The organism is Pseudomonas sp. P4_B3, assembly GCF_056402295.1.
The window spans coordinates 1-24819 of record NZ_JBFUHR010000005.1 but is presented as its reverse complement, the minus strand read 5'-3'; the positions used below and the strand labels follow the sequence as shown (position 1 = coordinate 24819).

The window sequence follows — 24819 nt, the reverse complement described above, 5'->3', positions numbered from 1 at the left end:
CTGGTCGGCGGGTCCGATCACCAGCGGGCTTGAAAAAGCCCGCAATAGCCTTCATCTTGTGTTGCAAGCCTATCGGATTTGGATCGAACGAATGACTGACACCCGCAACGGCGAGGACAACGGCAAGCTGCTCTATTGCTCCTTCTGTGGCAAAAGCCAGCATGAAGTACGCAAATTGATTGCCGGCCCCTCGGTCTTTATCTGCGACGAGTGCGTCGACCTGTGCAATGACATCATCCGCGAGGAGGTGCAGGAAGCACAGGCCGAAAGCAGCGCGCATAAATTGCCTTCGCCTAAAGAAATCAGCGGCATCCTTGATCAGTATGTGATTGGTCAGGAGCGTGCGAAAAAGGTTCTGGCCGTAGCGGTGTACAACCACTACAAGCGCCTGAATCAGCGTGACAAAAAGAATGACGACGTCGAACTCGGCAAGAGCAACATCCTGCTGATCGGCCCGACAGGCTCGGGTAAAACCCTGCTTGCCGAAACACTGGCCCGCTTGCTGAACGTTCCGTTCACCATCGCTGATGCAACCACCCTCACCGAGGCGGGTTACGTGGGTGAAGATGTCGAGAACATCATTCAGAAGCTGCTGCAGAAATGCGATTACGACGTGGAAAAAGCCCAGATGGGTATTGTCTACATCGATGAAATCGACAAGATTTCGCGCAAGTCTGACAACCCGTCGATCACCCGGGACGTATCCGGTGAAGGCGTGCAGCAGGCCTTGCTCAAGTTGATCGAAGGTACGGTCGCTTCCGTTCCGCCTCAAGGTGGTCGTAAGCATCCGCAGCAGGAATTCCTTCAGGTCGACACCCGTAACATCCTGTTCATTTGCGGTGGTGCGTTCTCTGGTCTGGAAAAGGTTATTCAAAACCGTTCCACCAAGGGCGGCATCGGCTTCAATGCAGAAGTGCGCAGCAAGGAAGAAGGCAAGAAAGTCGGTGAGTCCCTGCGTGAAGTCGAGCCTGACGATCTGGTCAAGTTCGGTCTGATCCCGGAATTCGTCGGTCGTCTGCCGGTACTTGCCACGCTGGACGAGCTTGACGAGGCTGCATTGATGCAGATTCTCACCGAGCCGAAAAATGCTCTGACCAAGCAGTATGCCAAGCTGTTCGAGATGGAAGGCGTTGATCTGGAATTCCGTTCCGACGCACTGAAATCGGTCGCCAAGCGTGCCCTGGAGCGTAAAACCGGTGCCCGTGGCCTGCGTTCGATTCTCGAAGGTGTATTGCTCGACACTATGTATGAAATCCCCTCGCAATCGGAGGTGAGCAAAGTAGTGATCGATGAAAGCGTGATAGAAGGCAAGTCCAAGCCACTGTATATCTACGAAAACAGTGAGCCGACCGCCAAGGCCGCGCCAGACGCTTAAGCGTCACGCAGCCGGTATAAAGAAGGGGCCTTCGGGCCCCTTTGCTTTTTGCGCGTTTTACACAGTCTTTGTGCTTGTTTTTTTTGAAGGCTGCCCCCATCTTGGTTTCAAGCTTACTTCCATCTGTTTCCGGCCTTACGGCCGCCGTAGAGGCGAAATCATGAAGACAACCATCGAATTGCCTCTCCTGCCATTGCGTGATGTCGTGGTTTATCCGCACATGGTTATCCCGCTGTTCGTGGGACGCGAGAAATCCATCGAAGCCCTCGAGGCTGCGATGACGGGTGACAAGCAGATTCTTCTGCTGGCCCAGAAAAACCCGGCTGATGACGATCCCGGTGAAGATGCCCTGTATCGCGTAGGTACAATTGCCACCGTTCTGCAGCTGCTGAAGCTGCCTGACGGTACGGTCAAGGTTCTGGTCGAGGGTGAGCAGCGGGGCGCCGTTGAGCGCTTCAGCGAAGTGGACGGCCACTGCCGTGCCGAAGTCTCCCTGATCGACGAAGTCGACGCGCCAGAGCGCGAGTCGGAAGTATTCGTACGCAGTCTGCTATCCCAGTTCGAGCAATATGTGCAGTTGGGCAAGAAAGTCCCGGCTGAAGTCCTGTCATCGCTCAACAGCATCGATGAGCCAGGCCGCCTGGTGGATACCATGGCCGCGCACATGGCCCTGAAGATCGAACAGAAGCAGGAAATCCTCGAAATCATCGATTTGTCGGCCCGGGTCGAGCACGTTCTGGCGTTGCTGGATGCCGAGATCGATCTGCTGCAAGTCGAAAAACGCATTCGCGGTCGCGTCAAAAAACAAATGGAGCGCAGTCAGCGCGAGTACTACCTGAATGAGCAGATGAAGGCCATTCAGAAAGAGCTCGGCGACAGCGATGAAGGTCACAACGAAGTCGAAGAGCTGAAAAAGCGTATCGATGCCGCCGGCCTGCCAAAAGACGCGCTGGCCAAGGCCACGGCCGAACTGAACAAGCTCAAGCAAATGTCGCCAATGTCCGCGGAAGCGACCGTGGTGCGTTCGTACATCGACTGGCTGGTTCAGGTGCCGTGGAAGGCCCAGAGCAAAGTGCGCCTGGATCTGGCGCGTGCAGAAGACATTCTGGATGCCGACCACTATGGCCTGGAAGAAGTCAAAGAGCGCATCCTCGAATACCTCGCCGTGCAAAAACGCGTGAAGAAAATTCGTGGTCCGGTGTTGTGCCTGGTCGGTCCTCCCGGGGTGGGTAAAACGTCCCTGGCGGAGTCGATTGCTCACGCCACCAACCGCAAATTCGTACGCATGGCCCTCGGTGGCGTGCGTGATGAAGCGGAAATTCGTGGCCATCGCCGTACTTACATCGGTTCGATGCCAGGAAGATTGATTCAAAAGATGACAAAAGTGGGTGTCCGCAATCCGCTGTTCCTGCTCGATGAAATCGACAAAATGGGCAGCGATATGCGTGGCGATCCGGCATCAGCGTTGCTGGAAGTGCTCGATCCCGAGCAGAACCACAACTTCAACGATCACTATCTGGAAGTCGACTACGACTTGTCCGATGTGATGTTCCTGTGCACCTCGAACTCGATGAACATCCCGCCGGCGTTGCTGGACCGGATGGAAGTGATCCGTCTGCCGGGCTACACCGAAGACGAGAAGATCAACATCGCGGTCAAATATCTTTCGCCAAAGCAGATCACGGCCAACGGCTTGAAGAAAGGCGAGCTGGAGTTTGACGCAGAAGCGATCCGCGACATCATCCGCTACTACACCCGTGAAGCCGGTGTGCGTGGGCTGGAGCGTCAGATTGCCAAGGTTTGCCGCAAGGCCGTCAAGGAGCACGCGCTGGAAAAACGCTTCTCGGTGAAGGTGACCGCAGACATGCTGGAGCACTTCCTGGGCGTGCGCAAATTCCGCTACGGCCTGGCCGAGCAGCAGGATCAGATCGGTCAGGTGACCGGACTGGCGTGGACTCAAGTGGGCGGCGAATTGCTGACCATCGAAGCGGCTGTCGTGCCGGGCAAGGGACAGTTGATCAAGACCGGTTCCCTGGGTGACGTGATGGTCGAGTCGATCACCGCAGCCTTGACCGTTGTTCGCAGCCGGGCGAAGAGCCTGGGCATTCCCCTGGACTTCCATGAGAAGCGCGATACGCACATCCATATGCCGGAAGGGGCAACGCCGAAAGACGGTCCTAGCGCCGGTGTGGGCATGTGCACGGCCCTTGTTTCGGCCTTGACCGGTATTCCGGTTCGCGCAGATGTCGCCATGACCGGCGAAATCACTTTGCGTGGCCAGGTACTGGCCATTGGCGGCTTGAAAGAAAAACTGCTGGCTGCCCATCGTGGCGGAATCAAGACCGTGATCATTCCTGAAGAAAATGTGCGCGATCTCAAAGAGATTCCGGACAATATCAAGCAGGATCTACAGATTAAACCGGTTAAATGGATTGACGAGGTCCTGCAAATTGCGCTGCAATACGCGCCGGAGCCCTTGCCGGATGTGGCTCCGGAGATAGTCGCGAAGGATGAGAAACGCGACGCAGATTCTAAGGAAAGAATTAGCACGCATTAGTACGTATTTGCCTGGGGGGCTTTCTTGACAGCTTTTTAGAGCCCTTGTTATAAAGCGGCTCTTAAGTGTCTGTAGGCCATTCAGCACTCGTTTTTGCTTTCACCAAAAAAACTTAGAATCATACTCAAATAGATATAAGGGGACTTAGAGTGAACAAGTCGGAACTGATTGATGCTATCGCTGCATCCGCTGATATCCCGAAAGCTGCTGCTGGCCGTGCGCTGGACGCTGTAATCGAATCCGTCACTGGCGCTCTCAAGGCTGGCGACTCTGTTGTTCTGGTTGGTTTCGGTACTTTCTCCGTAACTGATCGTCCAGCTCGCATTGGTCGTAACCCACAGACCGGTAAGACGCTGGAAATCGCAGCCGCCAAAAAACCAGGTTTCAAAGCCGGTAAAGCACTGAAAGAAGCTGTCAACTAAGTTCGATTCAGGTTTTTACCCATCCGGGTCGGGTCATGCCTGACTTGGCAGCGGAGCGGCAGTCCTGACTGCAGGTCGCCGGTTCAAGACACCGAGGGTCGCCAGTTCGAGCCCTCGATCCGCTCCGCCAGTTACGAGAAGGCGCATCCTCGGATGCGCCTTTCTTCTATCCGGACTCTACCCACGCTCCACGGTTGCCTAATTTTGAAGTTCAACCGTTTCTGGGGGACGCATGCTGCAGAATATCAGGGACAATTCACAAGGCTGGATTGCCAAGACTATTATCGGGGTCATCGTTGTTCTGATGGCTTTGACCGGTTTCGACGCCATTTTCAAGGCCACGTCGCACAGTAATGATGCGGCCAAGGTCAATGGCGATGAAATCAGCCAGAACGAGCTGAGCCAGGCGGTCGATATGCAACGCCGTCAGCTCATGCAACAGCTGGGCAAGGATTTCGATGCATCCTTGCTGGATGAAAAAATGTTGCGCGAATCGGCGCTCAAGGGCCTGATCGATCGCAAACTGCTGCTGCAAGGCGCAGAAAACTCAAAATTCGCTTTCTCCGAAGCGGCGCTTGATCAGGTCATCCTGCAAACACCAGAGTTTCAGGTTGATGGCAAGTTCAGCACCGAGCGTTTCGACCAGGTGATTCGCCAACTCGGCTATAGCCGCATGCAATTCCGCCAGATGCTGGCCCAGGAAATGCTGATTGGTCAGCTGCGTGCCGGCCTGGCAGGTAGCGGTTTCGTGACCGATGCACAGGTGCTGGCGTTTGCCCGTCTGGAAAAACAGACCCGCGATTTCGCCTCCCTGAACATCAAGGCCGATCTGTCGGCTGTGAAGCTGACCGACGATGAGGTCAAGGCTTATTACGACGAACACGCCAAGGAATTCATGACGCCGGATCAGGTGGTCATCGATTACCTCGAGCTGAAGAAGGCTTCCTTCTTCGACCAGGTCAGCGTCAACGACGAAGACCTGCAAGCGGCCTATCAGAAAGAAATCGCGAACCTGTCCGAGCAACGTCGGGCTGCGCACATTCTGATTGAAGTGAACGACAAGACCACCGAGGCGCAAGCCAAGGCGAAGATCGAAGAAATTCAGGCCCGTCTGGCCAAGGGTGAGAAATTCGAGGCGCTGGCCAAGGAGTTCTCCCAGGATCCAGGTTCGGCGAACAACGGTGGTGACCTGGGTTATGCCGGTCCTGGCGTCTACGACCCAGCGTTCGAAAAAGCCCTGTATTCGTTGGGCCAGGACCAGGTCTCGGGGCCGGTTCGTACCGACTTCGGTTTCCACCTGATCAAGCTGTTGGGCGTGGAAGCTCCAGAAGTGCCAACGTTCGCCAGTCTGAAAGACAAGCTGACCCGTGGTCTGAAAACCCAGCAGGTCGAGCAGCGTTTCGTTGAGGCGAGCAAGCAATTGGAAGACGCCTCGTTCGAATCGTCCGATCTGGCTCAGCCAGCGCAGGACCTGAAACTGACCGTCCAGACGTCCAAGCCATTCGGTCGTGAAGGCGGTGAGGGTATTGCGGCCAACCGTGCCGTAATCACTGCTGCGTTCAGCCCGGAAGTGCTGGATGAGGGGGCGAACAGCACCGCCATCGAGCTCGATCCGGAAACCGTGGTCGTGTTGCGTGCCAAGGAGCACCTGAAGCCTTCGCAATTGCCGCTGGAAAGCGTTTCTGCCGCGATCCGTGTGCAATTGGCCAAGGAGCACGCCAGCGCCGATGCCAAGACCAGGGCTGAAGCCTTGATTGCCAGCCTGCGCGATGGCAAGACCCCGCTGGATCAGGCGATAGGTGGCCAGGCCTGGAAAGTCACCGAAGCGGCGACCCGCGCTCAGGAAGGTGTTGACCCTGCGGTGCTGCAAGCGCTGTTCCGCATGGCCAAGCCTGCGGCCAAGGACAAGCCGACCTTCACCAGCGTGACGCTGGCTGATGGCAGTCTGATGATCGTGCGCCTCAATGGCGTGAACGAAGCAGCGGCGCCGACCGAGGACGAGAAAGCACAGTATCGTCGCTACCTCGCTTCCCGCATCGGCCAGCAAGACTTTGCGGCTTATCGCAAGCAGCTGGAAAGCCAGGCGGACATCAAGCGTTACTGATGGCTGACCAGGTTTAGCGCTGCACAGGAGACCCCGGCCGAAAGGCCGGGGTCTTTTTATTTGGCCGTACGTCATTTGCTGCGGTGACTTTTCCGTAAAACCGGGGTCAATCAGCCTGTAACCGTTTTAAGACACGATCGATGCTCCGCTAAGCATCGATCTGTTGCACAATATGCCCCGAACCGTTTTCCTCAGGATGTTCAATGTTTAAATCACTTCCCATGCGGGTTGTCGGGCTGGCAGCCATGCTTGCCGCTGCGGCCGGTTGTTCATCGAACAAGGCCGCCATCTACGAGCATGAGAACTTCGACGATTCCGGAACCTTTTCCCGCAACTATCCGGTAACCGATGCGCAGAGCTGTGAAGCCGCCCGTCGTGCCTTGCTCAGCCAGGGTTACATTATCACCAGCAACGATTCGAAGCTGGTCAGCGGTCACAAGAGCTTCCAGCAGACCGGCGAGAACCACATGGAGATCAGCTTCAGTGTGGTCTGTACCGATGACGGCAGCGAAGGGCACCACGCGACCGTATTCGCCAACGCCCTGCAGGATCGTTACGCACTGAAGAAAACCAACAACTCCGCCAGTCTCGGTGTGGGTGTGTTGGGCTCGGTGTCGATGCCGATCGGCTCCTCTGATGACTCGATGGTCAAGGTCGCCAGCGAAACCGTATCGTCCGCCAAGTTCTACGAGCGTTTCTTCGCACTGGTCGAGCTGTTCCTGCCGCCGGAAGCGAAAAAGGCTGCGCACATCACCGAAAAGCCGAAAACAGACCTGGGCATGCCTGAAGCCAAGGCTGCACCGGCAGCGGTACCCGCTACACAGCCTGCTGCAGCTGCCCCTGCACCTGTACCCGTTGAAGCGGCGCCTGCGGCCTCCGAGCCGGTTGCCCCGCCTCCTGAAGTGACGCCGATCACGCCGACCGGGAGTGTAGTGCCGGCACCGTCCCCGGAAATCGTCACGCCACCGTCGAACCCGAGTGACTTGCCGCCGCCGAGCGAATCCATTCCGGCGATGCCTGTCTCCGGCCAGTGAGGGTGACCCCACAGGGTCGGATCAAATGACCCGATCCTGTGACCAGCCAAAAGATTGACCCGCATCAAGCAAGTCCGCTGTTCTGCGGTCTCCCGCGAAAAAAACCAATGATAAATTCCTGACCAACTGCTACGTTTTATTCAGTGGCGACAGAGTGTCGTATCCGCGTCATTTTTCTTTCACGCGGGCACTTTATGCTCATGGAATGGGTCATTTATTCAGACGTTTTTCAATACGGGTTGGGGGATTCAAAAATGGACGATTATCAAGAAGAACTGCTCGAGTACCAGGCTTTCGAACTCGACCCACTGGAGCCGGCGGAAGACGCTACCGAGTTGTAGGCATCAGGCGGATTGGCGATGGCTGCGGCGAAATTCGCCGGGTGTCTGCCCGTTCCAGCGTTTGAATGCGCGTTGAAACGCTTCGGCTGAGGCAAAACCCAGCAGGTAGGCGATCTCTCCGAACGCCAGTTCGGTGTCGCGTATGTAGGTCATGGCCAGGTCGCGACGGGTGTCGTTGAGAATCGCACGAAATTGTGTGCCTTCATCGGCGAGCTTGCGGCGCAAGGTCCAGGTGGGCAACTTCAGGCGTGCCGCCACCTCTTGGAGGTCAGGCTCCCGGCCACCACTGAGCAACGGTCCCAGCAGCGCGATGATGCGCTCACGCAGGCTGCGGGTGCGTGTCAGTTGTTCCAGTTCCCGCTCACACAGTTGCAGCAAATGTCTCCAGGTGCTCGGGCAATGCTCGGGGTTGCGCTGGGCGAGACTTACCAGGCTCAAGCGCAGTTGATTGCGCTCGCCGCCAAACTGAATCGGACAGTCACCTAAAACGTCATAGGCCGCGCGGTAACCGGGCTCTTCGAATTCGATCTCGATGCGTTCGGCACGCAGCGGGGCAGGGCTGACACTGGACAGTTGCTGCAACCAGCCGGCGATGATCGAATCCACCACGAAGCGGTTGTAGGCGTTATAGGGGCTGATCGAATAGAAACGCACCCAGGCGCCCTGGGCGTCTTCGTGAAAGCTTGATTGACCCCGATAATTCGAACCATACAAGGCTTCGAACCGGATCAGGCAGCGCGCGGCTTCACGTACGGTCGGCGCCTGGGCGGCGGTGACCCCTGCGAGGCCGATCTGGCTCAGGCGACTGAGCTGACCCATGCGCAAGCCAAGGGCCGGGTTGTCGGTCAGTTGAATGGCGCTGTGGCCCAGGCGCATGTAGCGCGGTATCGACAGTCGGGCACCGGCTTCGCTCAGGCGTGCTGCATCGAGGCCGTATTGATCGAGCAGTGGCTGCGGATCGATGCCATGACTGCGCACGGCATCGGCCAGGCTATGAACAAAGCCCACCGACAGATCGCCGAGGCGCATCGGCTGCGGTTTCATGGCTTACAACCAGAGGTTCAGCAAACGCGCACCCTGGGCGTTGCCGTCGGCAAAGTGCTGGCCGTTACTGCTGAGAAAACTGTGCCCGGCGCTGCCCTGATCCCAGAACTGACCCCGCAGGAACACACTCATGCCAGCGACAGCCTGACTGGCCGGTATCTGGGTCGTGAGGGTCAGGCGCTGCCAGGCCTGGCCTTCACTGACTTCTCCAGGCTTCAAGTTGACCGATGCCGGCTCCGGCGAACCCCTGTAGCCGCGCCACGGTTGATCCCAAGTGCCACGGCCGGCCACAAAGGCTGGTACTGCAACCAGCTGTACGCTTTGGTCGTTGAGCTTGAGGTAGTTTTCCGGGTACCAGCTGTCGTGGCCGATCAATACGCCCAGCCTACCTGCAGGGGTATCAACGACGCTGAGCGAGTGCTCGCCGTTCGCCTTGATCCCGTTCTGTTCTGCGAAGAACGGGTGCATCTGGCGCTGGGGCTGGCCGATCGGCAGGCCTTCGCTGTTGAACACCACGCTGCTGTTGTACAGCGCGCCGCGGCCGATTTTCAAGGTGCCGTCGATGATGCTCGGTTCGGGCAGCACGATGGAGCCCGCCACCAGCGTCACGTGGAATTCCCTGGCCAGCCCTCCGAACAATGCCTGGTAGTCTCTGGCCATCGCCTTGGCTTTCATGCGCAGGTGGGCATCGTCCAGGCGGTTGCCACCCTCGGCGCTGATCAACGCCTTGGCGAACTTCAGGGGATTGCTCACCGCCAGCCAGTTCATGGCCTCCTTGAGGGTGCTGGCCTGATACAACTCATCCTTCTCGCCACTGACCATCAGCCATGTACCGACGTGTTCCGGCAACACCACGACGGTCTTGCCGTTCAACAAACCCTGGTCCCGGGCTGCTTGCAGATAGGCCGCGAGCTTGCGATGCAAGCGCTCGGGGCTTTGATAGTCGGTAGGAAACAGTTCGGGCTGGACGCCCAACAGATTGCCACGGTCCGCAGGCGTGCCCTGGTCGACAGCCAGGTTGATCCGCAGGTCCGAAAGGTAATGACCCACCGGCCGGTCCGCGGCCCACATCGCGTAGGTCGTGAGGGCGGCGAGCAACGCCATGGAAAATGTCAGGTACAAAAGTTTGCGCATGGGGAAACAGTTTACAGCCTGGAGCCGGGCGTGGCTTTTCAATAGGAACTGAATCGAGCATAAAGGGAATCAAGGGCTTAGTGGGCAAATTTCAGCGTTGACGTTTTTTTCGCTAACGGCTGCCGTCCTGCGCCGAGATGCCACAACGAAGGACCGGGTTAAATGAGAGCTGATTTGACGGGGTGGGGATCGAGGAGGGGAACGCCGGTCAGCCATCATTTGGCTCGACCGGCCGGCAGGTTAGCGTTATTTGGTGACCAGCAGTTCCGGGCCGAGGTAGTCGTTGATCTGGTTGATATCGTCGTCACCCAGGCTGCCCACCGATGAGGCCAGGCGCAGGCGCGACATCAAATAGCGCACCTTGGCTTCGAACAGATCGTGGCGCGCAACGAAGAGCAGCTCTTCGGCATTGAGGACGTCCGAGTTGGTGCTGGTGCCGCCCTCTTTGAAGCCCTTGCGTGACGATGCCAGTGAGCGTTCGTTGGACTCCACTGCCTTCTCCAGCGCGCGAATACGTTTGGCGCCGCTCAGAATGCCTTGATACTCACGGGTGGTTTCGGTGATGACTTCCTGTCGCGCGGCGTCGAGTTCGTCCACGGCCTTATCGCTATTGGCACTGGCCTGGCGTGTCAACGCGCTGACGCCGCCACCGCTGTACAGTGGGATATTGACTTCCAGCCCGATCGAGCCGTAGTGGTTGCGTTGATTCAACTCGGAGAGTGACTGGCTCTCACCCGCGGTGTAGCCGGCAATGAAATCCAGTGTTGGCCAATGGCCGGCGCTGGCACGCTTCACTTCTTCTGCTGCGAGGTCGCTGCTATAACGGCGCGCATGAATCAGCGGGCTATCGGTCTGGGCTTTGACCAACCAGTCCTGCAGGCTGCTCGGTAGCAGCGGTGGTGTATCGAAGCTCGGGCGCAAGGTGGTCACTGACTCGGGGGTTTCACCGATATATTCCTCGAGCTTGCGGCGCGCGTTGATCAGGTTGTCCTGCGCTTCGATCAGCTCGGCTTCGGCGAGGTCGCGGCGAGCGGTCGACTCGTCGATGTCGGTGACGGTGCCGGCCCCCAGCTCCATGCGCCGCTTCGCCGAAGCGAGTTGCTCTTCGAAGGCGGTCAGCTTGGACTTGGCCAAGACGATGGTTTCGCTGGCCAGGAGCACATCGAAATAGCTTTCGGACAAGCGCACCGCGGCGTCCTGGGTCTTGGCATCGAACACCGCGTTGCTGTAGTCGGCACGCTGCTGACCCTGGCGGTATTCGGCCATCTTCTGTTTGTTGAACAGCGGTTGGCGCAGGCGCACGTTAGCGCCCTTTGAGTCGTAATGGAGATCTCTGTCGATGCCGCTCTGGCTTTGGGAGCCATTGACCTTGTTGTGGTAACCCGAGGCATTGATCTGCGGTAGCAGGCCGGCCTTGCCGATGGCGCGGTTTTCCTCGCCAGCCTCTTTTTCATGCACGGAGGCTTGGTAAATAGGGCCCTGGAACTGCAACAGATCCCAGGCTTGCTTGAGGTCCATGGCACCAGCCGGCAGGGACAGCCCCAGCAGGCAGAAGAGCAGGCAACGACGTTCCATCTCATTGTTCCTTGAATGAGCTGTCCACACGATCAAGCATTGGTTTTAGAAGATAGCTGATCATGTTGCGCTCGCCAGTCTTGATGGTGACGCTGGCGGGCATACCGGGGCGAATGTGGTTGCTGCCAAGCAGGCCCATGCCATCGGGTGTGACCTCCACCTGAGCCAGATAGAACGGTTGCTTGCTTTCCTCGTCCATCAGGCGGTCGGCGGAGATGGTCTTCACGCGGCCGGGGATGTTTGGCGTCCTGGCATGGTTGAAAGCCGGGAAGGAAATGTCCACGGGCAGGCCGGGGACCATCTTGTCGATAGCCTGCACGGGAATCATCGCGTCGACCTGCAACGGTTCGTTGAGCGGAACGATTTCCATGATCTTGAAGCCGGGCTGAATGATCCCGCCGACGGTGGCAATGCTCAGGCCCTGGACCATGCCATCGATCGGCGAACGAATCACCGTGTGGGTCACTTCATAGTCGAGCGAGCGCAAGCGGTCGGCCAGGGTGGTGTTTTCCTTGGCGGTTTCAGTCAGCTGCGATTCGACTTCCTTCAGGTAATCGTGCTGGCGCTGCAGGATGCGCAGCTTGATTTCGGTGGTCTGGCTACGTATGCGGGCGATGTTGTTGAGGTTCTCGGCCTGGCCGGCGGAGAGGTCGGCATTGCTGCGTTCCAGCTCAAGCAGGCGGTTGCGCGGCACATAGCCTTCGGCCGTCAACACGCGGGTGCCTTGCAGTTCCTGGTTGAGGAAGCTGATCTGCGAGGCGCGGGCGCTATAGACCTGCTGCAGGCCCTTGAGCTGCACTGCCGAGGCTGCCAGGTTTTCCTGCAGGATGCTGATTTCGCCAGCGAGTCCGGCGCGCCGGGTGTCCAGCAGGCGCTGTTGCAGGTCCATGGCGGCCTCCAGGCGGTGATCACCCTTGAAGCGCGTGAGCATCTCGGGATCGAAGTTCACCACATCGCGACCGTCACGTTCCGCTTCCAGGCGGTTCTCCACCGTCTTGCTGACGATGTACTGGGCGCTGACCGCACCCTCTTCGGCAACGGCACGCAACGAGTCGAGGCGGACCACCTCCTGGCCTTTTGTCACTAAATCGCCTTCGCGAACGAGAATGGCCTCCACGGTACCGCCGCTCAGATGCTGCACGGCTTTGCGATTGTTGGTGACTTTGACCGTGCCTGTCGCGACCACGCCGGCATCCAGCGGCGCCAGCCAGGACCACAGGAGGAAGCCGCCGAAGCCGGCGAGCACCAGCCACACGCCCCATCGCGCGGGTTTACCGACGTCCAGATCTACCATGCTCCGGGTATCGGCTTTGATCATCTCGGTGTGTTGGCTCATTTGCATGATCGGTCACTCCCGTGCTTTGACGGAGGCCAGAGGGGTCGACGCGCCTGCCGGCATCACACTGGCCTTGCGCAGCGCTGCGAATACTTCATCGCGCGTACCGAGCATCTGCACGCCGCCGTCGCGCAGCATCAGCACCTTATCGACGGCGCAGAGTACGTTGGGACGGTGGGAAATCAGAATGACGGTGGCGCCGCGGCCCTTGAGTTCGGCCAACGCATCGACCAAGGCCTTTTCGCCGACGTCGTCGAGGTTGGCGTTCGGCTCATCCAGCACGATCAGATTGGGCTCGCCATACAACGCGCGGGCCAAGGCGATGCGCTGCTTCTGGCCGCCGGAAAGCGGGCTGCCATCGGTGCTCAGGCGGGTGTCATAACCCTGCGGAAAACGCAGGATCATCTCGTGCACGCCAGTGATCTTGGCGGCGCGGATGACCGCTTCGCTGTCCACTTCGCCAAAGCGCGCAATATTGTCGGCGATGTTGCCTTCGAACAGCTCCACGTCCTGTGGCAGGTAGCCGAGCCAAGGGCCAAGTTCGCCCTTGTTCCAGGTAAATATGTCCGCGCCGTCCAGGCGTACCTTGCCAGCCTGCGCCGGCCAGACGCCAACCAGCAGGCGGGCGAGGGTGGATTTGCCCGAGGCGGATGGACCGATAATGCCAAGGCTTTCGCCGGGGACAAGGCTGAAGCCTACCCCGCGCAGAATCGTGTTGTTGGTACCGGGGGCACCGGCATACACATTCTCCACCGCCAGCATGCCCATCGGCCGCTGCAGCGACATGCTCGGTGGCCGGCGCGGATAGTCATGCAGCATCTCGTTGAGCCGGCCCCAGGCCGAACGGCAGCCGAGCAGTTGCTTCCACGACGCGATGACCTGTTCCACCGGGCCCAGTGCGCGGCCGGTGAGGATCGAGCAGGCGATCATCATCCCCGGGGTGATCTTGCCTTCGATCGCCAGCAGCGCGCCGGCGCCGAGGATCAGCGACTGCAAAGTGATGCGCACGAAGCGCCCGGTGCTGCTGATCAAGGCGGCGCGGTCGGAGGCCAGGGTCTGCATTTCCAGAATGCGTAAATGGCTTTGGAACCAGCGCTTGCTGATCGACGGCAGCATGCCCATGGCCTCGATGACCTCGGCATTGCGCAGGTTGTTGTTGGCGTACAGGGCGGAGGAGAGGGCGGCCTGATTGGCTTCGGACAGCGGCTTCTGCGTCGCCTTTTCAGTGAGATAAGCCAGGCCCATCAGAATCAGCGAGCCGATCAGCGTGAGCAGTCCGAGCAATGGGTGGATCAGATAGGCGACCAGCAGGTAGATCGGCGTCCACGGTGCATCGAAGAAAGCGAACAGGGAATTGCCGGTGACGAACTGACGAACCTGAGCGAGATCTTGCAGGGCCTGGGCCGGATTACCTCCGGCGCGGCTCAGGTTGCGCTCGAATGCAGCGGTGAAAATGCGCTGGTTGAGGTCCATGTCGAGGCAGTTGCCGACCCGGATCAGCACGCGGGTGCGGACCATTTCCAGCGTAGACATCAGCAAGAACAGACCTACCACCAGCACAGTCAACATCGCCAGCGTCGTGACGTTGCGACTGACCAGGGCTCGATCATAGACCTGCAGCATATAAACGGCTGGCGTCAACATCATGACGTTTATGACGCCGCTGAACGCTGCCAGCGAATAAAAACTGCGGCGCATGCGAAAGAGCGCGTCGGCCAGTTCGGAACGGATGCTCGACTGCTTGGGCATTTTTGTCCTCCCACTTCGAATAGCCGGTTGCCCTGGTGGCGCAACAGGTAACAGTAAATGTAGTCCCGTAAACAGCTTATGGACACGCAGGCTGGTCGCTCTATGGATGGCGAGTCTTCCGAAATCGCTGCGTTGCTCCCTTATGCAGCAGCGTAGGTGGCGGCGAAACAGTTCGAAATAACATTTTGCTCTATACCTGCACTCAACTTTCTATATGTCTTTTAAAAACAGCTAGTTGTGAGGCTCAGCACCAGTCGTCTGTTTTAACGACGTAATATTGACAAAAATTTGCTATGGAACTTTAGTCTTAGTTATCGGGTGGCCCGCCCGCCTGAAGCTTGCCATTGCTTTGGCAACGCAAGGCGCGGTGATTCTCCTGAGAGGAGCCGAATCATGTCGATCATTCCGTTCTTTTGCAGAGGGAAGGGGCTGTCCAGGACGTTCGCCTTCACTTCCAGATTCCATGGCCCGCCCAGGGCTCGAATCCGCTCTGCCTGATCGCCCGGCGAGCAATTCATTTCGCGAATTCCAGACGGGTATCCCGGGTCTCGGGTAACGCCAGAGCTCTCGCTAAAAAACATAACCAACACACTGCGCAAGCCAGCACTTGACTTGGCGCGGGAGGATTTTCTCGTCCCGTGCCTTTACCCAGACAGATCGAGGGCAATCCAAAATGGCCAACTTTAATCAATCCGATCTTGAGTTCGTTCTCCAGCAGATTTTCATCGCGGAAGCAAACTCGGCCGGCCAGTCGCTCGCCAGCCTGATACCGAGCCCGGAATTTGCTTTCGGTCTGCGTACGGTCGACGGGACCTTTAACAACCTGAGACTGGGTCAGAGCGAGTTCGGCGCAGCCGACAACTTTTTCCCGCGCTTGACCACTCCAGTCTTCCTCCCGGCTGAGGCGGGCACCTCTTACACCCAGACCAGCGGCCTGGTGATCGACTCGCAGCCACGCACCATCAGCAACCTGATCGTCGACGATACCGCCAACAACCCGGCGGCGGTCGCGGCCACGTTCGATCCCGGTCTGGATGGCATCCTCGGCACGGTTGACGATGTCTTGAAGGACGGTGCGCAGGTCGTTACTGGAACCCGTACCGACGGCACGACGTTCCAGACCTTTTTCATGCCTAACGAGGCGCCGGACGCGGGCCTGTCCGCGCCGTTCAACTCGTGGATGACATTCTTCGGTCAGTTCTTCGACCACGGCCTCGACTTGGTGACCAAGGGCGGCAGCGGCACGGTGTTCATCCCGCTGCAGCCGGACGATCCGCTGTTCGTCCCGGGCAGCCCGACCAACTTCATGGTGTTGACGCGGGCCACCAACTTGCCCGGGCCCGATGGCATCCTCGGCACCGCCGACGACATCCACGACGCTTCAAACACTACCACGCCGTTCGTCGACCAGAACCAGACCTACAGCTCGCATCCCTCGCACCAGGTGTTCCTGCGCGCCTATGAATTCGATGCCGCCGGCAAGCCGGTGGCGACCGGCGAGCTGATCACCAATCGTGACCTGGGCGCCGATGGCCTGTTCGGCACTGCCGACGACGTTGAAATCGGCGGGATGGCCACCTGGAAAGTGGTGAAGGCGCAGGCGCGCGACATTCTTGGCATTGAGCTCGACGATCTCGACGTCCTCGATCTGCCGCTGTTGGCGACCGACCCCTACGGCAACTTCATTCGGGGGGCGAACGGCTTTGCGCAGATAGTGACCGCGACCGGCTTGGTCGAGGGCAATCCGCTGGCGCCGATCGACGCATCGCTGGCGATCCGCACTGGTCACCAGTTCCTCATCGACATCGCGCACAATGCCAGCCCGGTGGACAGCCAGACCGGTGCGCCACTGACGGCCGATGCCGACCTCATTGCCGGCGGCCCGGTGGCCGCCGGCTTCTACGACAACGAGCTGCTCGACGCGCACTACATCGCCGGCGACGGCCGGGTCAACGAGAACATCGGCCTGACCACCGTCCACTCCATCTTCCACTCCGAGCACAACCGGCTGGTCCAGCAGACCAAGGACACGGTCCTCGCCTCAGCGGCCGCCGGCGACCTGACGTTCCTGAACCAGTGGCTGCTGACGCCCGTCACGTCTGTTCCTGCTGATCTGTCGACCTTGAACTGGAACGGTGAGCGCCTGTTCCAGGCGGCGAAATTCGGCACCGAGATGCAGTATCAGCACCTGGTGTTCGAAGAGTTCGCGCGCACCATTCAACCGCAGGTCGATGCCTTCCTTGACTTCGATGACACAGTCAATCCGTCGATCGTCGCCGAGTTCGCACACACGGTCTTTCGCTTCGGTCACTCGATGCTGACCGAGACCATTGACCGGCTGGACCCCAACTTCGTCTCCAGCGAGATCGGCCTGATTCAGGCCTTCCTCAACCCGCTGGCGTTTGCGACCAGCGGCCCGACGCCTGCGCAGGCGGCCGGCGCCATCGTCCGCGGCTTGACGCGCCAGGTCGGCAACGAGATCGATGAGTTCGTCACCGAAGCGGTGCGCAACAACTTGCTGGGCCTGCCGCTCGACCTGCCCGCCCTCAACATCGCGCGCGGCCGCGATACCGGTATCCCGTCCTTGAACGCGGCGCGCCGTGAATTCTACGCCGGCACCGGCGACAACCAGCTGAAGCCCTACACCAGCTGGGTCGATTTGGTGCAACACCTGAAGCACCCGGAATCGCTGATCAACTTCATCGCCGCCTACGGCACGCACGCCTCCATTACCAGCGCCACCACGCTCGACGCGAAACGCGCAGCGGCCACGCTCCTGGTGTTGGGCGGCGTTGGTGAGCCGGCGGATCGCCTGGACTTCCTCAACAGCACCGGCGTCTATGCCAACCTGGCAAATGGGGCAACCATTACCGGCGTTGATGCCATCGACTTCTGGATCGGCGGCCTGGCCGAGGAAAAAATGCCGTTCGGCGGCATGCTCGGCTCGACCTTCAACTTCGTCTTCGAGGACCAGCTCGAGAAGCTGCAGAACGGCGACCGGCTCTACTACCTGCACCGCACCCAGGGACTCAACTTCCTGAGCGAGCTCGAGAACAACTCGTTCGCCAAGATGGTGATGCTCAACACCGACGCGACCCATCTCCCGGGCCTCATCTTCTCGACCCCGACCTTTACTCTCGAGGTCGACCCCACCAGGCAGTTCAACCGGAGCGTGATTGCCGGTCCGGACGGCATACTGGGCACCGCCGACGACCTGCCCGGCAATGCCGATCCCACTGGCGGCATCATCATCAACGGCGTCGTGATCACGCCGCTGGTCATCCGCGACAACCCCAACACGGTCGGTCCCGATACCAACTACCTGCAGTACACCGGCGAAGACCATGTCGTGCTCGGCGGCACCGCCGGCAATGACATTCTCGTCTCTGGCGACGGCGACGACACGCTCTGGGGCGACGCCGGTAACGATCGCCTCGAAGGCGGCTACGGCAACGACGAGATCGAGGGTGGCGATGGCGATGACATCATCACCGACATGGGCGGCGACGACGTAATCCACGGTGAGGCCGGCAACGACGTCATCCACGGCGGCAACGGCACCAATATCATCCTCGGCGGTGACGGCAACGATTTCATCGTCACCGGCGAGGACTTTACGGAGGTCTTCGCCGGCGCTGGCAATGACTTCATGCTCGGCAGCCGGCTGAACGCACAAATGATGGGCGGCGATGGCGACGACTGGATCGAGGTCGGGACCCAGGACGGCGCCCCCGGCGACAATTTCACCGGTAACCTGCCACCGGCTTTGCTGGCAAAGTTGACCGACGGCAACGACGTCTTCAGCGGTGACGGCGGCTTCGATGAAATGATCGGTGAAGGCGGCGATGACATCTTCATCGGCAGTGAGGGCCCGGACAAGATGTTGGGCATGTCCGGTTTCGACTGGGCCACCTACAAGGATGATCATTACGGCGTGACTGTGGACATGAGCCGCATCGCCTTCGAGCAATCGGCCCTGTCGCCTTCAGTTGCAGGCGTGCATACCAAGTTCCCCGAGGTGGAAGGACTGTCGGGGTCGGCGTTCAGCGACATGCTGACCGGCGATGATGCCGACGCGCTCGCGATCGCCACTGCCGGTGTCCAAGGCAGCGTGCTCACCAATATTGACCTCGTCAACGGTCTGCGGGCGTTTCTTGGCGCGGCTGCAGCCGGCCCGGACGGTATCCTGGGCACGGCAGACGATCAGTTCGGCGCGGGCAACATCATCCTCGGCGGCGGTGGCAGCGACATCATCGAAGGCCGCGGCGGTGACGACCTGATCGACGGCGACATTTGGCTGAACGTGCGCATCAGCGTGCGCCAGAACCTTGACGGAACTGGGCCCGAGATTGCCACCTTCGACAGCATGGAGCCCATGATCCCGTTCATGCTCGATGGCACCTACAACCCCGGTCAGTTGGTCATCGTCCGCGAGATCCTGACGGCGGCCCCCGCCTTCGATACGGCCTTGTTCACTGGCAACCAGCTCGACTATACCGTCACCACTGTGGGCGGCGTGACCACCGTGGTCGACAGCGTCGTCGGTCGCGACGGCACCGACCGCCTGACCAATATCGAGCGGCTGCAGTTCAACGATCAGTCGCTCACCCTGCCTGGCGGGGTCGGGCTCAACAACGACCCGCTGGGCTTGCTGACCATACTCGATGCTGCCAGCAACACCCCGGACGCTACGCCGACCACGGGTCAGTTGCTGAGGGTGTCGGCTGCCGACGTGACCGATGCCGACAACGCCGGCGGTGCCATCACCGGACCGATCGCCTTCTACTGGCAGTTCGAAGCAGTCCCGGGTACGGGCGTCTTTCAGGACATCACCCGTATTGCGGACGGGGGCGCAGCATTGGCGCACATAACCGGGCCGACATTCAGGGTGACCCCGGATCTCGCCGGGCTGGAATTGCGCGTCAGGGCCGTCTATAAGGATGAAAATGGCGTGCTCGAGACGGTGTTCTCTGCTCCAACCGCAGCGGTCGTAGCCGGCGTTGCTCCGCCAGCGGCAGCCCCGCTGCCGGTCGAGACTCCGGTCGCCAGCACTGGTGTGCACTATATCCGGGCCGATCTGCAGTTCATTCTCGACCAGATTCTGATCTCGGAAAGGAATGCGGCCGGTGAGGATCTCCTCAGCATGCTGCCGAATGCACGGGTGCCTTTGGGCCTGCGCACGGTCGACGGGTCGTTCAACAACCTGGTGGCGGGTCAGAACGAGTTCGGCGCAGCCGACACGGTCTTCCCGCGACTGGTTCCGGCACAGTTCGATACGGCGGAGGCGGGCACCTCTTACGCCCAGACCAGCGGCCTGGTGACCGACTCGCAGCCTCGCACCATCAGCAATCTGGTCGCCGACAACACCGCCAACAACCCGGCAGCGATCGCGGCCACGTTCGATCCCGGTCCGGATGGCATCCTCGGCACGGTTGACGATGTCTTGAAGGACGGTGCGCAGGTCGTTACTGGAACCCGTACCGACGGCACGACGTTCCAGACCTTTTTCATGCCTAACGAGGCGCCGGACGCGGGCCTGTCCGCACCGTTCAATACCTGGATGACCTTCTTCGGTCAGTTCTTCGACCACGGCCTCGACCTGGTGACCAAGGGCGGCAGCGGCACGGTGTTCATCCCGCTGCAGCCGGACGATCCGCTGTTCGTTCCGGGCAGCCCGACCAACTTCATGGTGTTGACGCGCGCCACCAACCTGCCTGGGCCCGATGGCATCCTGGGCACCGCCGACGACATTCACGAGGCTGCAAACACCACCACGCCGTTCGTCGACCAGAACCAGACCTATACCTCGCATCCCTCGCACCAGGTGTTCCTGCGCGCCTACGAGTTCAATGCCGCCGGCGACCCGGTGGCGACCGGCAAGCTGATCACCAATCGTGACCTGGGCGCCGATGGCCTGTTCGGCACTGCCGACGACGTCGAAATCGGTGGGATGGCTACCTGGAAAGTGGTCAAGGCGCAAGCTCATGACCTGCTCGGGATCAACCTCACTGATGCCGACTTCGACAACGTGCCGCTGCTCGCCACCGACGCCTACGGCAATTTCATCAAGGGCCCGAACGGCTTCCCGATGGTCATGATGAGGGGCCCGGATGGTATTGCTGATACCGCCGATGATGTTCTCGTCGAGGGTAATCCTGCTGCGCCGATCAGCCTGGTCAATGCCGTGCGCACCGGCCACCAGTTCCTCATCGATGTCGCCCATAACGCCGTTCCGGTGGACAGCCAGACCGGTGCGCCACTGACGGCCGATGCGGACAATGTCGTTGGCGGTACGCCTGCGCCGGGCTTCTATGACAATGAACTGCTCGACGCGCACTACATCGCCGGCGACGGCCGGGTCAACGAGAACATTGGCCTGACCACCGTCCACTCCATCTTCCACTCGGAGCACAACCGTCTGGTCCAGCACACCAAGGATGTGGCCATCGCCTCCAACGATGTCAACTTCCTGAACCAGTGGCTGATGCCCGATGCCCAATTGTTGGTGTTGCCAACAACCGCGGCTGAGATCGCTGCCCTGCACTGGAACGGAGAGCGCCTGTTCCAGGCGGCGAAATTCGGTACCGAGATGCAGTACCAGCACCTGGTGTTCGAAGAGTTCGCGCGTACCATTCAGCCGAACATCGATCCCTTCCTTGGCGAACACCAAAATTATCAAACCGAGATCGACCCGGCGATCGTCGCCGAGTTCGCGCACGCGGTCTACCGCCTCGGCCACTCGATGCTGACCGAGACCATCGACCGGCTGGACCCCAACTTCGTCTCGAGCGATATCGGCCTGATTCAGGCATTCCTCAATCCGCTGGCGTTTGCGGCCAGCGGCCCGACGCCTGCGCAGGCGGCCGGTGCCATCGTCCGCGGCGTGACGCGCCAGGTCGGTAACGAGATCGATGAGTTCGTCACCGAAGCGGTGCGCAACAACTTGCTGGGCCTGCCGCTCGACCTGCCCGCCCTCAACATCGCGCGCGGCCGTGATACCGGGCTTCCGACCCTGAACGAGGCGCGTCGTGAGTTCTACACCGCTTCTGGCGACAGCAATCTGAAGCCCTACATCAGCTGGGCCGATTTGGTGCAACACCTGAAGCACCCGGAATCGCTGATCAACTTCATCGCCGCCTATGGCACGCACGCCTCCATTACCAGCGCCGCCACGCTCGACGGGAAGCGCGCCGCGGCCTCGCTCCTGGTGTTGGGCGGCGCCGGCGAGCCGGCGGACCGGCTGGACTTCCTCAATAGCACCGGCACCTGGGCGAGTGGCCCGACCGGCGTCACCATTACCGGTCTGGACAACATCGACCTCTGGATCGGCGGCCTCGCCGAGGAAAAAATGCCGTTTGGCGGCATGCTCGGCTCGACCTTCAACTTCGTGTTCGAGAACCAGATGGAGAAGCTGCAGAACGCCGACCGCTTCTACTACCTGGAACGCAACGCGGGGCTTAACTTCGTCACCGAGTTGGAGAACAACTCGTTCGCGAGACTGGTGATGGCCAACACCGATGCGACCCACCTCCCGGCCGTCATGTTCTTGACTCCGGCCTTTACCCTGGAGGTCGACCCGACCAGGCAGTTCAACGCGAGCGTGATTGCCGGGCCGGATGGCATACTGGTCGACAATCCATTGACGCCAGTCAATGAGGCCGCCGACAACCTGCCGGGCAATGCCGACCCTGTCGGCGGCATCCTCCTCACGCCGCTGGTCATTCGGGACAACCCTGCGACGGTCGGCCCTGATACCAACTACCTGCAGTACACCGGCGAAGACCATGTGGTGCTCGGTGGCTCGGCCGCCAATGACATTCTCGTCTCTGGCGACGGCGACGACACGCTCTATGGCGACGGTGGCAATGATCGCCTCGAGGGTGGCAACGGCAACGACTTCATGGTCGGGGGCGACGGCGACGACATCATCACGGACATGGGCGGCGACGACACCATTCATGGCGGCGACGGCAACGACGTTATCCACAGTGGCAACGGCCTGAATCTGAACCTCGGCGGCTCCGGCAAGGACTTCATCGTCACCGGTGAGGACTCCTCGGAGGTCTTCGGCGGCGCGGGCGACGACTTCATCATGGGCAGTGTCGCCGACGAACAACTGATGGGTAACGAAGGCGACGACTGGATCGAGAAGGGAACCGCCGATGGTGCTCCCGGCGATAATTTCGACCCGAACGGGCTCGACCTGATACGCGGTAACGACATCTTCATCGGCACCGGCGGGCCCGACAGATTCATGGCCGAAGGTGGCGACGACATCATGTTCGGCAACGGCGGCGCGGGGGACCGCTACCTGGGTGGCTCCGGTTACGACTGGGCCGGCTTCAAGGACGACCCGTTCGGCGTGTCCGTCGACCTGGGCCTCGCCGAAATCGCTCTCGCGCCGCCACTGCCGGAGTTGGCCGCAACCGTGGCTCGGTTCCAACTGGTGGAAGGTCTGACGGGATCGCACTTCAGCGACATCCTGCGTGGCGATGATGCCGATGCCACCGTGATCGCGGCTGCCGGTGCTCAGGGCAGCGTGCTCACCAACTTCGACCTGGTCAGCGGCCTGCGCTCGTTCGTCGGCACCGCAGCAGCCGGCCCGGACGGCATTGTGGGCACGGCAGACGATCAGTTCGGCGCCGGCAACATCGTCCTCGGCGGCGGCGGCAGCGACATCATCCAAGGCCGTGGTGGCGATGACCTGATCGACGGTGACAAGTGGCTCAACGTACGTATCAGCGTGCGGCAGAACATTGATGGCACAGGTCCGGAGATCGCAACGTTCGACAGCATGGTCCCGTTGGTGCCGCTCATGCTCAACGGCACTTACAACCCCGGCCAACTCGTCGCCGTCCGTGAGATCCTGACGGATGCGCCTGACCCCCTTAACCCTGGCCATTCCTTCGACACGGCCCTGTACACCGGCCTTCTGGCTGACTACACCGTCATCGAGAACGTCGACGGCACGACCACCGTGGCCGACAGCGTCGTCGGTCGGGACGGTACTGACAGGCTCAGCAATATCGAGCGGCTGCAGTTCGCCGATCAGTCGCTGGTCCTGGTGGCGGGCTTGAACGCCGAGCCGGTGGGCTTGCTGAGGATCAGCGATGGCACGCCGGCCGTTGGCCAAGTGTTGACGGTGTTGGCCGACACCGTCAGCGATGCGGACAATGTCGCTAGCGGAGGTGCGATCACCAGTCCCATCGCCTTCGTATGGCAGGTCGAAACAAACCCGGGCAGCGGTATCTTCGACGACATCGGTATTGCGCTCGGAGGCGGACTAGGAACCGCGACCGGTCCGACCTTCACGGTGACCGCGGCTGAGGAGGGACTGCTGATGCGCGTCAGGGCCGTCTATCAGGACGCCCACGGCGTGCTGGAAAGCGTGTTCTCGGCGCCGACCGCGCCAACTGCGCCGCTCGGCGGCAGCCCCGTCAACGTCCTGCCGGTTGGCACTGTGCTGATCAGCGATACGACCCCCACGTTAGGCTCGGACTTGACCGCCACGGATGCGTTCACCGACGCCGACGGGACCACGACCTCGGTGATTACCCACCAGTGGCAGGTGGGGAGCGGTGCGGTCTTTGCCGACATCGCCGGTGCGACGGGCACGACCTTCACGCTCAGCCCGGCGCAGGTCGGTCAGCAACTGCGTGTCGTCGCGAGTTACACCGATGACCTCGGCACAGTTGAGCGAGTCACCTCTGCCGCAACGACAGTGGTCGGTAATCTGTTTGTCGGTACCGCGGGTGTCGACATATTCACCGGCACGGCAGGCGACGACGTGGCCAGTGGAGGTGATGGCAACGACATCCTGAACGGCTTGGGCGGCAACGACATCCTCAATGGTGACGCGGGCAATGACATTCTCATCGGGGGTGCGGGTGCCGATACCATGGCCGGCGGTGTTGGCGACGATGTCTACGAAGTCACCGACCTCGGGGACGTGGTGACCGAGCTCGCCGGTGCCGGCAACGACACGGTCTGGACCTCGCTCTCGGGCTACACGCTGAGTGCCAACGTCGAAAATCTGTTTTTCGGCGGCAGCGGCAACTTCGCGGGCACCGGCAACGCGCTCGACAACACGCTCGTGGGCGGTGCGGGTAACGACGTCCTGATCGGTGGCGCAGGTGCCGACACGATGG

The 24819-nt window shown here is 60.4% G+C and carries 11 protein-coding genes; 6 read left to right on the top strand and 5 right to left on the bottom strand.

Translation table 11 applies throughout. The features are described 5' to 3' along the window. Positions 1-91 precede the first annotated feature (91 nt). From clpX to AC1DWG_RS06860, 5 genes are all read left to right on the top strand, one after another. Positions 92-1375, top strand: a complete 1284-nt coding sequence (clpX, locus tag AC1DWG_RS06880; RefSeq protein ID WP_007982210.1) for an ATP-dependent Clp protease ATP-binding subunit ClpX — start codon at positions 92-94, stop codon at positions 1373-1375. A 160-nt stretch (positions 1376-1535) separates the two neighbouring features. Next, positions 1536-3932, top strand: coding sequence for an endopeptidase La (gene lon / locus AC1DWG_RS06875; protein ID WP_477765331.1), 2397 nt, complete (start codon positions 1536-1538; stop codon positions 3930-3932). 149 nt (positions 3933-4081) lie between these two features. Continuing rightward, positions 4082-4354, top strand: a complete 273-nt coding sequence (locus tag AC1DWG_RS06870; RefSeq protein ID WP_002552737.1) for an HU family DNA-binding protein — start codon at positions 4082-4084, stop codon at positions 4352-4354. Between the two features lie 232 nt (positions 4355-4586). Further along, complete coding sequence (locus AC1DWG_RS06865; RefSeq protein WP_477765330.1) at positions 4587-6458, top strand: SurA N-terminal domain-containing protein; 1872 nt, start codon at positions 4587-4589, stop codon at positions 6456-6458. Between the two features lie 203 nt (positions 6459-6661). Beyond that, positions 6662-7492, top strand: coding sequence for a DUF2242 domain-containing protein (locus tag AC1DWG_RS06860; RefSeq protein ID WP_477787543.1), 831 nt, complete (start codon positions 6662-6664; stop codon positions 7490-7492). 344 nt (positions 7493-7836) lie between these two features. Here the strand turns inward: AC1DWG_RS06860 and AC1DWG_RS06855 are convergent, their stop codons facing one another. From AC1DWG_RS06855 to AC1DWG_RS06835, 5 genes are all read right to left on the bottom strand, one after another. After that, positions 7837-8877 (bottom strand): AraC family transcriptional regulator, encoded by a 1041-nt coding sequence (locus tag AC1DWG_RS06855; protein ID WP_477787542.1) that lies wholly within the window; start codon positions 8875-8877, stop codon positions 7837-7839. A gap of 3 nt (positions 8878-8880) precedes the next feature. Further along, positions 8881-10011 (bottom strand): nitrilase-related carbon-nitrogen hydrolase, encoded by a 1131-nt coding sequence (locus tag AC1DWG_RS06850; protein WP_477765328.1) that lies wholly within the window; start codon positions 10009-10011, stop codon positions 8881-8883. Between the two features lie 246 nt (positions 10012-10257). Next, the gene (locus AC1DWG_RS06845) at positions 10258-11586 is read right to left on the bottom strand and encodes a TolC family outer membrane protein (RefSeq protein ID WP_477765327.1); all 1329 of its coding nucleotides are present in this window, start codon (positions 11584-11586) and stop codon (positions 10258-10260) included. Between the two features lies 1 nt (position 11587). Beyond that, a complete protein-coding gene (locus AC1DWG_RS06840; protein ID WP_477754737.1) occupies positions 11588-12928 on the bottom strand; it encodes an HlyD family type I secretion periplasmic adaptor subunit in 1341 nt (446 codons plus the stop codon). Positions 12929-12934: 6 nt separating this feature from the next. Further along, positions 12935-14671 (bottom strand): type I secretion system permease/ATPase, encoded by a 1737-nt coding sequence (locus tag AC1DWG_RS06835; RefSeq protein WP_477765326.1) that lies wholly within the window; start codon positions 14669-14671, stop codon positions 12935-12937. 673 nt (positions 14672-15344) lie between these two features. Between AC1DWG_RS06835 and AC1DWG_RS06830 the strand changes: the two genes are divergently transcribed. Further along, the coding region (locus tag AC1DWG_RS06830; RefSeq protein WP_477787541.1) for a peroxidase family protein at positions 15345-24819 on the top strand (9475 nt) is incomplete at its 3' end.